The 14,313-nt window shown below is 37.2% G+C and carries 16 protein-coding genes; 5 read left to right on the top strand and 11 right to left on the bottom strand.

Features of this window, described 5'->3' with window-relative positions; all coding sequences use genetic code 11:
- Nucleotides 1-23: 23 nt before the first annotated feature.
- Together AC1DEF_RS07050 and tlp are read right to left on the bottom strand one after the other, a co-directional pair.
- Nucleotides 24-1,451, bottom strand: coding sequence for a phospholipase D family protein (locus AC1DEF_RS07050; protein ID WP_097823277.1), 1,428 nt, complete (start codon nucleotides 1,449-1,451; stop codon nucleotides 24-26).
- Between the two features lie 111 nt (nucleotides 1,452-1,562).
- The gene (gene tlp / locus AC1DEF_RS07045) at nucleotides 1,563-1,805 is read right to left on the bottom strand and encodes a small acid-soluble spore protein Tlp (protein WP_013083367.1); all 243 of its coding nucleotides are present in this window, start codon (nucleotides 1,803-1,805) and stop codon (nucleotides 1,563-1,565) included.
- Nucleotides 1,806-1,977: 172 nt separating this feature from the next.
- On the opposite strand from tlp, the gene AC1DEF_RS07040 reads away from it, so the two are divergent.
- Nucleotides 1,978-2,589 carry a hypothetical protein gene (locus AC1DEF_RS07040; RefSeq protein ID WP_097823276.1) on the top strand — a complete coding sequence of 204 codons (612 nt, stop codon included), beginning with the start codon at nucleotides 1,978-1,980 and terminating at the stop codon, nucleotides 2,587-2,589.
- A 31-nt stretch (nucleotides 2,590-2,620) separates the two neighbouring features.
- Here the strand turns inward: AC1DEF_RS07040 and AC1DEF_RS07035 are convergent, their stop codons facing one another.
- From AC1DEF_RS07035 to acnA, 4 genes are all read right to left on the bottom strand, one after another.
- On the bottom strand, nucleotides 2,621-2,764 hold the full coding sequence (locus AC1DEF_RS07035; RefSeq protein ID WP_043982832.1) for an acid-soluble spore protein N: 144 nt from the start codon (nucleotides 2,762-2,764) through the stop codon (nucleotides 2,621-2,623).
- Between the two features lie 44 nt (nucleotides 2,765-2,808).
- Nucleotides 2,809-2,952, bottom strand: coding sequence for an FbpB family small basic protein (locus AC1DEF_RS07030; RefSeq protein WP_013057252.1), 144 nt, complete (start codon nucleotides 2,950-2,952; stop codon nucleotides 2,809-2,811).
- Nucleotides 2,953-3,165: 213 nt separating this feature from the next.
- On the bottom strand, nucleotides 3,166-3,765 hold the full coding sequence (locus AC1DEF_RS07025) for a TlpA disulfide reductase family protein (RefSeq protein WP_097823275.1): 600 nt from the start codon (nucleotides 3,763-3,765) through the stop codon (nucleotides 3,166-3,168).
- A 195-nt stretch (nucleotides 3,766-3,960) separates the two neighbouring features.
- Nucleotides 3,961-6,681, bottom strand: coding sequence for an aconitate hydratase AcnA (gene acnA / locus AC1DEF_RS07020; RefSeq protein WP_230184152.1), 2,721 nt, complete (start codon nucleotides 6,679-6,681; stop codon nucleotides 3,961-3,963).
- Between the two features lie 221 nt (nucleotides 6,682-6,902).
- Between acnA and sspO the strand changes: the two genes are divergently transcribed.
- The 4 genes from sspO (at nucleotide 6,903) to ku (ending at nucleotide 8,982) form a co-directional block, all read left to right on the top strand.
- The gene (gene sspO, locus AC1DEF_RS07015) at nucleotides 6,903-7,052 is read left to right on the top strand and encodes a small acid-soluble spore protein O (RefSeq protein WP_013083371.1); all 150 of its coding nucleotides are present in this window, start codon (nucleotides 6,903-6,905) and stop codon (nucleotides 7,050-7,052) included.
- Between the two features lie 212 nt (nucleotides 7,053-7,264).
- Nucleotides 7,265-7,405, top strand: a complete 141-nt coding sequence (locus AC1DEF_RS07010; RefSeq protein WP_013057256.1) for a small acid-soluble spore protein P — start codon at nucleotides 7,265-7,267, stop codon at nucleotides 7,403-7,405.
- Nucleotides 7,406-7,557: 152 nt separating this feature from the next.
- Nucleotides 7,558-7,998 carry an Hsp20/alpha crystallin family protein gene (locus tag AC1DEF_RS07005; protein ID WP_043982838.1) on the top strand — a complete coding sequence of 147 codons (441 nt, stop codon included), beginning with the start codon at nucleotides 7,558-7,560 and terminating at the stop codon, nucleotides 7,996-7,998.
- A gap of 150 nt (nucleotides 7,999-8,148) precedes the next feature.
- Complete coding sequence (gene ku / locus AC1DEF_RS07000; RefSeq protein WP_028408343.1) at nucleotides 8,149-8,982, top strand: non-homologous end joining protein Ku; 834 nt, start codon at nucleotides 8,149-8,151, stop codon at nucleotides 8,980-8,982.
- A 21-nt stretch (nucleotides 8,983-9,003) separates the two neighbouring features.
- Here ku and AC1DEF_RS06995 read toward each other — a convergent pair whose 3' ends face one another.
- The 5 genes from AC1DEF_RS06995 to AC1DEF_RS06975 form a co-directional block, all read right to left on the bottom strand.
- Complete coding sequence (locus AC1DEF_RS06995; RefSeq protein ID WP_013057259.1) at nucleotides 9,004-9,402, bottom strand: hypothetical protein; 399 nt, start codon at nucleotides 9,400-9,402, stop codon at nucleotides 9,004-9,006.
- 186 nt (nucleotides 9,403-9,588) lie between these two features.
- Nucleotides 9,589-11,301, bottom strand: a complete 1,713-nt coding sequence (locus AC1DEF_RS06990) for a DUF2357 domain-containing protein (protein WP_097823273.1) — start codon at nucleotides 11,299-11,301, stop codon at nucleotides 9,589-9,591.
- A complete protein-coding gene (locus tag AC1DEF_RS06985; protein WP_043982841.1) occupies nucleotides 11,255-12,889 on the bottom strand; it encodes an MrcB family domain-containing protein in 1,635 nt (544 codons plus the stop codon). Before AC1DEF_RS06985 ends, AC1DEF_RS06990 begins: the two co-directional genes overlap by 47 nt.
- 420 nt (nucleotides 12,890-13,309) lie before the next feature.
- Nucleotides 13,310-13,762, bottom strand: coding sequence for a hypothetical protein (locus tag AC1DEF_RS06980; protein ID WP_029322049.1), 453 nt, complete (start codon nucleotides 13,760-13,762; stop codon nucleotides 13,310-13,312).
- 71 nt (nucleotides 13,763-13,833) lie between these two features.
- Nucleotides 13,834-14,313 carry a (2Fe-2S)-binding protein gene (locus AC1DEF_RS06975; protein ID WP_477727331.1) on the bottom strand — a complete coding sequence of 160 codons (480 nt, stop codon included), beginning with the start codon at nucleotides 14,311-14,313 and terminating at the stop codon, nucleotides 13,834-13,836.

The following is a 14,313-nucleotide window of genomic DNA, read 5'->3' as shown; positions in this document are numbered from 1 at the left end:
ACTCCTACTAGTTTGGTTGTAACTCAATATGTTGTAAGACTAAGCACATTTTGAATGCGATATATCAGTGTTTCCAGCCGCGTCATCTTATTTTCATACTTTTTATAAGGAAGTGTATATGTGTAGTCTTTATTTGTCCATAAACGGTCAAAATAAGCGTTTAGTTCGGTCATAGCCTTTTTGTTAGAAGCTCCTGATACTTTAATATCCGTTTCTAAATTCAAGTCATCTAAATTTCGTTTTGTGAAATTTGCTGCTCCTGCAATAATCGTTGCCTTTCTTTTGTTCCCAATAAATAAAGTTTTAGGATGATACTGCTCTTTTCCCGTATGATACCAGCGAACTTTAATATCGCCTTTAGATTTTTTCACAAGTTCTGCTGCTACTGGACGGTTAGGCAGTCCGAACTTTTTTCTTCCAAACGCATTTTCATTAGGATCTAAAATTAATCGTACGTTTGCGCCTTGTTTGGAAGCTTTCAAAAGCGCCTTTATTACGTCTCGATCTCCAAGATAAAACATGCCAAGCCATACATCGTCTCCTTTTTTAGCATGACGTAAATCATGTAATACGTGCTTATAGATTTTGCCTTCTGTTAACAGCTGAACATAGAGGTCTCCCTTTTCTTTTTCTTTCTTCTTATACCGAGGTAACTTTCCTCCGTAAGAAAAATCTGACACCGCTTGTTCACTTTTCACCACATCTCCAATGATATTCCCTTTTACTTCAAAGGCCATGTTAGAATTATAAAAACTTGCATCATGAGGATTGGCAGAGGAGATAATAACGCTTTGATCTGTTGCTACTACTTTTCTATGATTAGCTTTTACATTTAACAACTTTAAATAAGCACGGACCGTCGCTTTAGGCGCATTGGTACCAAACGGATTTGTTATCCAGCCGTTTCCTTTTTCACCAAACCACTGAATAAAAGTTCTCCACACTGCAGAATACAGTGGAATGGAGTCTCTGAGCTTAGATAAATTGGTTTGCACCACTTTGATTCCGTTTAGCCGCAGTGAATCTAACCACTTTGAATCATGTGAGCCGTAGGTTGTATTGATTTCATCTGTAATAAAGACGATTTCGATAGTAGGATGTTTTCGTTTCTTTTCAATCAGCTTACTTGCAAGCGTATCACTAAGGTGAGGAAACGTTTCGCCTTGGTTATAGTAGCCGTTAAATAGAAACATATCCATAATAATAAAAGCTTTTGCGTCATCAATCGCATTCGTAACTGCTTGAAAAATATGTTGTTCAGAAACAGATGTCTGCTGGTCTTGATACGTTAGGTCTGATAAAAGAAATACATCTTCTACTTTGTGGGGCTTACTTTCGTATGAAACTCCTTTAGGCAAGGGCTTATGTGTTTGATAAGAGCCCACAATAATCAAGACGACAAGTAAACTGATCAAAATCCTTACTACTTTCTTTTTCACGTGCTTTTTCACCTACATAAACCTCTTCGCTAGTTTGTATTAGTATTGACTTACTAAAAAAATATAGAAAGAAAGCAGCTAAAACCGTTTATTTTTAGCTGCTTATTGTCGTTGCTTTATTTATTAAATCGTACCTTCGTAACCATTTTGACGAGCTTCTGACTCATCTTTTATTTCGCTGCGCATTGCTTCGATACTTACTTCGCGATTGTGATTTTTTTGCTGAATGCGCTGACGCTCTTCTTCATTGCTGCATGCAGCAGCTTCTTCTGCTTCTTCAATGTTTTTCATTGTATTTTGCACCATTGTTTGTAATTTTTCAACGTTATCACTGCGATCGTCTGGATTCGGTTTATTCCATGCCATTGTATCTTCCTCCTCAAAATAACTTTGTTACAATTGTAGTATGCCGGATTTGTTCATCTCTATAAGTGGAAAAAAATGATTTTAGTTTACATAATATAATTATAATTAAGTTAAAATGTATATATAAAACATACATAATATGGTAATATATACATACAAAGGGGGAATCTCTATGACTAAACGAATGATAACATTACTAAGCGTCATCTTTATTGCAGTGCTTGCCGTATTTTTTATGTCGCAAACCTCATTGGCATCAAAATTGACAGCAAGTGCCTTTATGAAGCCTCATCATTACTCAAAACATGAAGAAAAAATGTTAGCTGTGACAAACCTGGACTACAAAAGCAATATCATTGCATACGATGTGAAAGCTCCTAGTGATGCAAAAGAAGCTTATGTAAAAGCTACTTATTACGAAAAGGGAAAAGCCAAAGAACCTTTATTTTCAGGAGGGTTGACTGTTTCAAAAGAATTTGACATGTTTGCTATTACATATAAAATCGATGATAATACTCACAAAGTTATGTTTAATGTAGGCAGCAACGATACAAACCTAGGAATAGAAGCGGAAAAGCCAAAAAAAATGAACGGCTATTCCTTTACTGGATTAGAGAAAAAACAAACGGTAAAAATGAATAAAACATATCCAGTTGCTGCTTTATTTGGTGACGATGGCAGTGGCATACGAGTTGCTCCGCTTTCAACCGACGATGAAGAAGTCGTTAAAGAGCTTATTTCGACCAATCCTTACGTTTATTTATTCACGGTAGAATTCAAATAATAAAAAGTCGCTGAATTCAGCGACTTTTTATTCACTCACCTTTGGTTTGAATAACTTGAGGATGCTTGCCGGATTTATCTTGCATTTGTTTTCCGTTATTTCCACCAGCTTCTCTCGGTTGAGTGCCGATGTGATTCGGAACAAAAGGTTTGCTTTGTTTTTTAGGATTTCCCATGCTTATCCCCTCCTCACCGTTACTCTAACCAACTTACTTTAAAGTTATTCAGCTCTTTCAAGCATACGATCTTCTAACCGCTTTTCAATTTCCATTTCAATGCGTTCAATTTCTGACTGATCTTTTAACAGCTGCGTTTTATTTTCTTGCACTAACTCTTCAAATGAACGTTTGCGTAATTTTCTCATGATTACAACACCTACTTTATGTAATTTTTATGAAAAATCTGAAAAATCTAAAGAAACTGATATCATATAACTATCTATATTGTAACCAATTTGTCAGATAAGTAAACATACTTTTTTGAAAAGTTGTAAGAAAGTTTGACATGTTTAATGACTTATCTATATATACGATGATAAAGTAAATAAGTTTCATGTTTAATAAAACAAGCAGCGAAGTTAATTCGCTGCTTGTTGAGCAAAGTTTTCCATTTGTTTAAGCGTCATTGGACCATTCACTCGTTGAACAATTTTCCCTTCTTCATCTATAAAGTAAGATGTCGGAATGGTGGAGACTCGATATTTTTTACTTCCTACATTATCTTGGTCGTCCAATAATACACGAAACGTAAACTGTTTTTCTTTAAGAAACTTAGATACTGCCTGTTTACTGCCTTCTGACGAAGTTAAATTAACCGCAAGCAGCTGTACATCGTTTCCATATTTCTCGTAAAACGCTTGCATATCGGGCATTTCTTTTTGACATGGCGGACACCATGTTGCCCAAAAGTTTAAAATGACTTTTTTTCCTTTAAAGTCCGATAATTGAACAGATTTCCCGCTCGTATCTGACAGTGTAAACGGAGGCGCTGTATCTTTTGGTTCCAACCCATAAGCTTGACCTGAAGCCTGACGAGCACTATCGCCTTTTTTGATATTTAAATCCTTGTATTCGCTTAAGTTAGAATTATCGGATGCTTCATTTGGAGAAAGCCCTTGCCAAAGTGCGTAGCTAAGAAAGCCTACTAGAAGCAAGACCGCAATTATTTTTTTAACCATATGATCGGCTCCTTTATTTCTTCTAAAAAGTGATAATCTATGTACTAATAGATATGTGCAATATCTACTAAAATAATCCTTTTATAGGGCATTTTCTTTTATAATATAGCATATTCCCCTCTCACTTTTTGTCGAAAACGGTGCGTTTGCATAAAAAAAGAGCGGCTCACGAGAACCGCTCTTTTTCTTTATAACTTACGCATGTGTTTTAGATTGTAATTTATCACGAAGCACCATTTGAAGGATACCACCGTGGCGATAGTAATCAATTTCAACTTCACTATCGAAACGAACCAGTACTTCAAATTCTTTTTTGTTTCCAGCTTCATCAGTTGCTGTTACTTTTATAAAATCACGTGGTTTTACTGTTTCATCAACTGCTACTGCAATTGTTTCTTTTCCAGTTAAACCTAATGTATCCGCGCTTTCACCATCTTTAAATTGAAGAGGTAAAACACCCATTAATACTAGGTTTGAACGGTGAATACGCTCGAAGCTTTCAGCGATTACTGTTTTAATACCTAAAAGATTTGTTCCTTTTGCTGCCCAGTCACGAGAACTTCCCATGCCGTAATCTTTGCCTGCAAGTACAACAAGACCTGTATCTTGCTCTTTGTATTTCATACAAGCATCATAAATGCTCATTACGTCATTTGTTGGCCAGTACGTTGTCCAGCCGCCTTCTGTACCAGGAGCTACTTGGTTTTTTATGCGGATGTTTGCAAACGTACCGCGCATCATCACTTCATGGTTACCACGACGAGAACCATATGAGTTAAAGTCTTTTGGCTCTACACCGTTTTCTTGAAGGTAAAGACCTGCAGGTGATGTTTTTGCAATTGAACCCGCTGGTGAAATGTGATCCGTTGTCACTGAGTCACCAAATTTCGCTACTACGCGAAGATCATTTAACGGTTCTACTTCACCTGGTTCTTCTGATAAGCCTTCAAAGAAAGGTGGGTTTTGAATGTACGTTGAATCATTCTCCCACGTATAAAGCGCATCTTCGCTTGTTTTAATTTCATTCCAGCGTTCGTTATCATCGAATACGCGCTCATACTCGTTACGGAATAATTCAGGCGTTACGGTACGGCTAACAACTTCTTTAATTTCATCTTGAGAAGGCCAGATGTCGCTAAAGAATACTTCATTGCCGTCTGTATCAATGCCGATTGGATCTTTTTGTAAATCTACATCTACTGTTCCAGCCAGTGCATATGCTACAACAAGCGGCGGAGAAGCAAGGTAGTTACCTTTTACTAATGGATGAATACGTCCTTCAAAGTTACGGTTTCCTGAAAGAACAGACGTTACAAGCAAGTCGCTATCTGCAATCGCTTCTTCAATTTCAGCTTCTAATGGACCAGAGTTACCGATACAAGTCGTACAGCCATAACCTACGATGTTAAAGCCGATTTTATCTAAGTATGGAAGCAGCCCTGAATTTTGCAGGTAAGCCGTTACTACTTTTGAACCTGGTGCTAAAGAAGTTTTCACGTAAGCTGGAACATCCAATCCTTTTTCTACCGCTTTTTTCGCAACTAAACCAGCTGCTACTAATACGTAAGGATTTGATGTGTTCGTACAGCTTGTGATAGCCGCAATGGCAATGGCACCTGTTTTCATTGTTGTTTCTGAACCGTCTCCAAGCTTAAACGTAATTTCTTTATCCACGTCTTTAGCATCAAGTCCGAAGCTTTGGTTGCTAACAGGAGCTGTTAAAGCCTTCTTGAATTCTGTTTGCATTTGAGAAAGTGGAATTAAATCTTGCGGACGCTTTGGACCAGAAAGATTTGCTTCAATCTCAGCAAGGTTAATCTCAACAACGTCAGTGAAAATTGGATCTTCATTTTCTGGTGTGAAGAATAAACCATTTGCTTTTGTATATTGTTCGACAACCTGAATGTCTTTTTCATCTCTTCCTGTTAAACGCATATATGCTAATGCTTCTGCGTCAACTGGGAAGAATCCACATGTTGCACCGTATTCAGGAGCCATATTAGCGATTGTTGCACGGTCAGCTAATGGAAGTTCTGCTACGCCAGGACCGAAGAATTCCACGAATTTTCCGACTACTCCTTTTTGACGAAGCACTTGCGTAACTTTTAACGCTAAGTCTGTAGCTGTAGTGCCGTTTGGTAATTCACCAACAAGTTTAACACCGATTACTTCAGGAACTGGGAAATAAGAAGGTTGACCAAGCATACCTGCTTCCGCTTCAATACCGCCAACACCCCATCCTAAAACACCGATACCATTAATCATCGTTGTATGAGAGTCAGTACCTACTAGAGAATCAGGGAAAGCTACAAATTCACCATCTTCTTCAACAGCATGAACAACGTTTGCTAAATATTCTAAATTTACTTGGTGCACGATGCCTGTAGCTGGTGGCACTGCACGATAGTTATTAAATGATTTTTGAGCCCAGCTTAAGAAATTATAGCGCTCTGTATTACGTTGAAACTCGAGGTCCATATTAATTCGTAATGAGTCAGCTGTACCTGCTTTATCAACTTGTACGGAGTGGTCGACAACGAGGTCTACTGGAATTTCTGGATTGATTTTGTCAGGATCTCCTCCTAAATCAGCCATTGCTTTACGAAGTGACGCTAAGTCTACAACCGCTGGAACTCCAGTGAAATCTTGAAGAATAACACGAGATGGTTTGAAAGGAACATCGATATCTTTAATATCTTTTGTTCCCCATTTTGCAAGGTTTTCGACGTGTTCTTTTGTAATAACACGGCCATCTACCTGACGAAGAACAGATTCTAATAATACTTTAATTGAATACGGCAGCTTAGATACATTACCTAAACCTGCTTCCTCTAAAGCTTGTAAGCGGTAATAATTATATGTGCTGCCATTAAGATCGAATGACGAACGAGCGTTGAAAACGTCTTTTTTAGTCATTGCTTTTACCCCCTTAAAATTCTATGTATAAAGGATTTACTTACCCCATCCTCTATTCCCTTCACCATCTATCTTAATATAATATTATACATAAGTAAATAAAAAGAATGTTATTAATTAACATAAGTTTCACTTATAACCTTTTTCCATTCTCCTTTTATTTTTCTAATAATTCATATTTCATTGATTTTTACGCATGCTAGAAACGGAGGTGATTCAACATGGCTAAACGTAAGTCAAACCACGTCATTCCTGGAGCTAACGCGGCTAGCGCTCAAGGAAAAGGAGCGGGTTATAATGAAGAGTTTTCAAATGAACCATTAACGGAACAACAGAAACAAAATAATAAAAAACGCAAAAAAAATCAATAAAACAATCTCTTATTGGATATACTAATCACTAGTTAGAAAAGCAAAATCGTTTAACTCCATGAAATCTAACGAGAAGGCGTCATTATATGTGACGCTTTTTTTCTGTTCCCATTTCCTGTTTTTGTTAAACCTATTTTTAGAAAGGGGAATTTTTCATCGGATAAATTCCCTGTCACTATCCTACCCTAATAAATGAAAGGGAGGCTTTAACTATGAACAAAAACAGCAGCAAAGACATCAGAAGAAATGCACCAAAAAGCAATTCTGGACAGCCAGAACCGCTAAGCGGATCTCATAAAGTAAAAAACCGTAAGCATTCTCGCCAAAAACACAATAGCGGACATGATATGTAAAACAGCGGCAAGCTCTCTATAGAGCTTGCTTTTTTATGCGTAGAAAAGACAGCTAGTACTTCAAGCTTATTCTTTGCGCAGGAGTTCACTAAGTACATAAACGCGCATATGATAGTAAAGTGAAACAGTTTAAATAATGGAGGAACGCAGAAATGAAAAACAAGCGTCTGCCAGCAGACCAAATGTTTGTAAAAGGCTTTCAAGAGTTGTTAGAAGTCATGCTTTCAAATCCCTTTATGAGTTATTTAGATTATGATTCCGTTCGTATAGATTTATTTGAAACAGAACAATCATTTATTGTCGAAGCTGAATTATTAGGGTATCACCCTAAGGATATTATCGTTCAGATAAAAGCTGACCACTTACAGCTGACAGCCAAAAAATACTGCATTAGAGAATTTCATGATGAAAAGCAAGGAACGCTTGCAAGAGAACAAATGGAAGAAAGCGTTGAACGTACAATCGACTTTCCATTTCCATTGATGAATAAAAAAATTACCGCTACATTTAGTAACGAAATCCTTGAAATTACGATTTCTAAACATGAGACAAATGAATCTAATCAGCAAATAGTCCCTATCGATTTCCAATAAAGCTGCAGATGTTGTCTCTGCAGCTTTATTGGAACTATTTAATTGTTTATTTAGCACATAGTTTTTTAAGAATATTCTTCTTTTCAAAACAATGGGATATCTAATTTATTTTACGGCACACTACTAAAAAAGAGTAAAAGGAGAACGTTTATGCTTCATACTGCCTGGAAAGGTAAAATCAGCTTTGGATTAATTGATATCCCTATTAAACTGCACGGAGCAATTGAAGAAAAAGATGTAAAGCTGCGCACGCTACACTCCGTTTGCCATACACCTATTCATCAAGAAAAACATTGCCAAACGTGTGGACGAGAAGTAGAATCCGATGAACTGGTTAAAGGATACGAAACTGCGACCGGTCAGTTTGTTGTACTTTCACAACAGGAAATTGACAGTGTCAAAGAGCCCTTTACAGCAAACAAAGCCGTTGAATTGTTACACTTTGTTTCGTTAGATGACATTGATCCCCTGTTTTTTGATAAGCCCTACTATATTTCTCCTGGGGAAACAAGCCTAAAAGCTTATTATACTTTATTAAATGCACTTGAAATAACGAATAAAGTCGGTATTGCGGATGTATTTTTATATTCCAAACAGCAAATGGCAATTATTCGTTCCGTGGGCGGATCTCTTGTTCTTCACACGATGCATTTTGAAGAAGAGCTTCGTTCAGTCACAGATGTGCCTAACTTATCCAGTACTTCTTCCATTAATGAAAGTGATACACAAGTGACGGTGGAATTAATTGATAAGCTATCTACTTCTTTTAATCCGTCTATTTACAAAAACAACTACCGAGACGCCTTACAAAACGTCATTCAACAAAAAATAAATCAAGGCGAAGTTACAAAAGGCAGCGGAAGCGAAGAACGAGATATTCGACATTTAATGGAAATGTTAAAAGTGAGCATAGATCCTTCTACTTTACACCCGACAAAATCAACAGCAGAGAAAAAAACTTCATCCTTAAAAAAGAAAGCATAAAAAAGCTAACGAAGAAATTCGTTAGCTTTCATTTGCAACAGAAGTCTTAGGAACAATAGTTCCATATGACGCCGGTATTTTTAAATATTGCGTTACTTGATTATTTTCTACAAAGACAATAAAGTTATCTTTTTTATCTTTTCCAATACCTTTTGCTTTTGCTTCAGACCACGTGAAGCCCAGCTTTTCATTTACCTCACTGCGAGTCGTTTCCGGTCCAAAAACATATACTTTATCCCATCTAAAATCACATAATTCATTAAAATCAAGGATGGAAGCTTCTTCTTTACTTTGATTTGTTTTTTTAATTTCATTAATTACAGTTTGCTGAAGTTGCGCTTGGTTGCGTTCGCTGTATACCCTGTCAATAAAAAAAGTTGCCAATAGCGCTACTAACGTGAATAGTAGAATCTTTTTCACTTCGTTGTCCTCCTGAAACGTTCTCTGCACATGATACGACTTCTTTTCGATACGGTTTTATTCTCTACTATTCTAGAAAATTCAACAGGAAAATACAACTAAAATCTCGAAATGTCATCAAAACATAAAAAACTTAACACTATGTCAACGCATAAAAAAAGACTTGTTCACTTTCTATCTATTCACCTACTCAGCGCTGAAAAAATGTGGTTCTACCGTACAAATAGCTTCAATAAATTCTTCTACTAACCCTTCTTCTCCCGGCAAAAAAGGCAGCGCGCCAACTCCAACACGTTCAATACTTTTATAAAAGTGATGCTGCTTATAGTCCTCTGCTTTCCCTGGAAACAGCACAATCGCTGTTTGTACCGGTTTTATTCCATTTTCCTCTACAATAGCGTCTCGGTAACGATGCATGGTATTAATATCTTCTTCTCTAGGTGAAGGCGTATCGTGATTTGGTTTGATACGATACTTAGCGTCAAAAAGATATACATTTTTTTTCTCCCCTTGCTTTACTTCAAGCAGTAAGTCCGGCTTTTGAATAACGGTATGAGTATGATGGTATGCTTTCTGATACCATAGCGTGACTTCTGCTTTCCCCACTTGAAAACGATGATAAGACGGCTGCATCCTGACGTTCAACCCTTGTTCTGTCGTTGTCATGATGTTTTGTTCTATCCGTTTGCCGTAAGTTTGCAACTTCTTTAAAAGACTAACATACGTCCAGTATTCATAGAGAGTTGCGATATCTTTTAATGAAAGGTGGTAAAACTCTCCGTTAAGAGCCAACCCTCGCGTTAAGAACATAAAGTATCTGCTTGCTTCCCGGTAGCGGGGTGCCGTACGCAGTGTAGGAGGAAGAGTTGAAGCTTGTAGGGTCTTCACCCGTTGCCAAAACGCATTATTTAACAGTCTTTTTAATTCGGCATGATTAGTTTCTAGAGCCGATACGGCTTCTTTTTTTACATATCTATCTTCTATCAATTTGTCAATTAGGGCAGTTAGCTTATGATACAGCTGCGTCATCATCCATTTTACACTTTGGTTTTCCAGATTATCATAGGTAGACACATGCCTGGTGCCAATAGCTTTTGTGGGTACTACTTTTATATTCCGATTAATTTTAATCCCCCTGCTTGAAGGTGCAAGATAGGTAGGGTGGGTTCGGACAAAAGATATAGCACGGCTATCTTGTTTTTTTATTTGATCGCCTCTCATGAGCTCATGTTCAACTTTTACCGATTGAAACGGCTGATTTTCAATCTGACGCACAGAATGAAGAAAGGGTTTCATATAGTGAGAGAGAACATGATAAAATTCCGTCCATGTTGCTTGCTTAGACCAAACAGATTTGGCTTGAATATATGTTTTACGAAGCATATCGTATGCCAAATCATGAATGTATCCGTTCACTTCATCGACCATGTGTACATAGTCTGTCTTGTAGCTCATCTTTGAAGGGAAAATTTCAAGAGTAAAGGAGAGCTCTTTTTCTCTTTCGCTGTAAACATGAAACGTAGAATACCCTACTTCATTTTGAAAGCTTATATTTCCCGTCAAAATGTAGGGAAATCCTACGCTTTGAAAGCTTTGTTCAACTGCTTTTGAATCGTGGTTAACAAACAGTCTTGTTTGATTTTTAGAAACAACTGTAATTTGATAGGTTTCATTTTCAAAAAATAAAGGCTCAAGCGGCGGTTTTGAAGTCATCATGCCTTTTGTTTGATTTAATACTTTTACATGTGTAATTCCTTTTCCTGTACAAGAAAAAAACATCACTTCTTCTGCAGATTTTATTTTTTTCTTATTTTTCCCTTTTATAACCACCGTACACGTGTCAGTTTCAATTTCAACGTACGGTATTAATCCAAAATGACGTGTATCCGTATACTTCAAAACGTCTCATCATCTCCATTATTTTGCGTGCGCTTTTAGGAAATCTCATTCCATCTGCATTTACGACAGCTGTCTCAAATTCATCATCTAACAGCGTATTTGTACAGTAATAATAAAGGTTTTTTAATAAATCAAATGTGTACCCATCGCTTCCTGAAATACGAGGCAAAACTTTTTGCAAAACCTGAAAATCAAACGCCTGATCAAATGTAAACATTCCGCTTTTCACCGCGTAAATTAAATAAAAGCATATTTCGTCGCGTACGCGGTAACCTATTTGTAAATCGACTTCTATAAGCATCTCATTGATGGTTAGCAGTTCATTTGTTACTTCGTGAATGAGCTCAGCATGTTCAACATACGCATCTTTTAAGTGAACATATTGACTTTGAATTTGTACATTTTGAATGCCGTGCTGAGACGGATCTTTATCATCTAAAAAATCAAAAGAATCTAGTTGAATCTTATTTAACTCAATGGTGTTGGTACGATCTAACAGCTTTTGACTAAACCCATGAGTTGTTTCATCCATATTAATTGTACCGATAATGAGAAGATTAGATGGCAAATAAATATCTCGGAACATCTTATGTCCCGGGAATAACGGAGCCGTTTTGATTTTCCCTTTTGACCAGCTCCTGCTTTCCATCACGCTTAAAATATCGCTAAAATAATGTTCAACTCGAGCTAAGTTCATTTCATCCAATATGGCAACATATGTGTAAGCTGGATGCTGAATGGCTTGCTGCATAATGGACAGAAACGATCCTCTTCGAAAATCTCCTCTTAAATCAATATATCCTAATAAATCTGAACTATCGTGCCAATCGGGTCGAACCGGAATGAGCACTTGTCTTCCATTTTCAATCGTGGCACCGATACTATCTGCTAAGAGCTGAGCAAGCTTTGTTTTTCCTGTCCCGCTCATTCCGGATAAAACAATAAACGGTTTAGTCTTTAAAGCAAAGTAGGCGTTGGCTATATCATGTCGTTCATATGTAAATCCAGATTTCCTAATATACTCATGAATATGGACGATGGCGTCTTTGTCTCCAATCATCTCTTTGCTCATTCCGTATGTTTTTATATACTGTTCATGCATACTTAGCAGTAAATGCAAGTCCTCTTGCAGCTGATCATTGCTAGGTAAGTCTGCTATATTGTAAGGAAGGTAAAGAGCTACTCTATCCTCAAAGCTTTTCGCTTCCATGCTTGTACCAATGACAATATGATTATCTTTCAATACGCGGGCATGTTCAGGAGTAAAAAATCGAATGTCTTTCAGATCTGTTCCTTCTTCTGAGTCTCCTCTCATCATGACTAAGTAAATACGCTGACCGTCTTCACTGAATAAATACGCGACCATCACGTCACTCTCTATATTCTTATTCGCAAGGGTCACGTAAGGAAATGTTTCAGCGTGGTGTCCCGATATACGCATTTCTTCTCGATTTATATGCTCCAATCGATAAAGAGAAATCGGAAGCCTGCGTGTAAGCATATTTTCTATTTCATGTTTTACAAGTACGTCTCCACCCATTTGTTTATAATGTTCCGCTACATACAGCAGCCGCTCGCGCAAACTCATCGAATTCTCTCCTTTCTGCCTTCACTGCAGTTTGTAAAAATAAAAAGCATCGTCAGCTGACCACGCAAAAGGTTCATTTCTTTTATTATAGACGCTTTCTTCGTATAGTAAGCTATTTTATAACGTTAGGAAACACTACATTATTCTTTTCTCTACATACATGTTTATGTTCATTTTAATGAAACATGACAGAAAAGAAAAGCGTTAGGGGCTTAATGAATGAAGGGGCAATGATATGAACAGAAAAATAAGCAGCTTGTGTGCCCAAGGATAAAACACCCATTATGCTACATGATTATTTAACATCTGATGCTTTTGGCTGAGTAAAGAAAAAGATAAAAATAATAAGCGGCAGGGCGATAAGAAAAATACTCGTCTCTGAAGGTCTTACTGTAGGTATATCCGTTAATGACATTTTAATCAGTCCTTTGTAAATTTTTCAACTAAGTCAGGATTTACATAAAAATGTTTTGATACGGTACGATGAAAAAACTGAGAGGATTGATTCAGTTCACTTAATGCAGGTTCTGTTTTGGGAACGCCAAAAATAGGTCCGCTTACGTTAATGGTAAACCTTCCAGAAGAAATAAAGGCGCCCGACACATTGATCTGGTTATTAAGCAGCAAAGCCGCAAGAAACACATCAATCATATCAATAATAATATTAATTCCCACATTTCCGTCTTTTCCTTCGATGCGACTGGTTCCTGTAATAGGTCCGCCTACTGAAACACGAAAAGCTCCGGGTGTCACAAATACTCCTATAATTGTTATTTGGCCAGTTAATAATAATATGGCTGTTACTACATCAAGATCTCGTTGAATGGCAAAGATAAGTTCCCTTTCTTTGTCAAAGCCGCTTTTCCATTCCACATTCTCCACACCCTTAGCACATACTATTCTAACCACGTGTAAGTGTTATTCTAATTCTGCTTTTTCTTTTCTCACTCGCGCTCAGAAAAGTGTAAAACAGATTTTACTGCGTCTTCAATTTCTTTATACCCTGTACATCTGCATATATTGGAAGCTAACCACTCCTTTATAATATCGTCACTGCCTGAAGGATGGCGTTTGGAAAGCAAATGAGCATTCATAATAAAACCCGATGTACAATAACCGCACTGAAAAGCAAAATGTTCAATAAAAGCTTTTTGCATAGGTGAACTCTTCAGTCCTTCTATAGTCATTATTTCTTTCTCTTCTGCTTCTGCCGCTAACATAAGGCAGGATTTCATTTGCCGCTGATTTATCCCTACTGTACAAGCTCCGCAGTCTCCATTTAAACAGCCTGGTTTTGCTCCGGTAAGGCCCAGCTTTTCTCTTAATACGTAAAGCAGCGTATCTGCTGTTCGGATATCAACCATTTTTTCTTCCCCATTAACCTTTAGCTTAACTGTTATTCTATACCCTTCATCTCTTAGCAC

The organism is Priestia sp. 10L35, from assembly GCF_056395685.1.
This window is presented reverse-complemented; position numbering and strand designations above follow the sequence as displayed.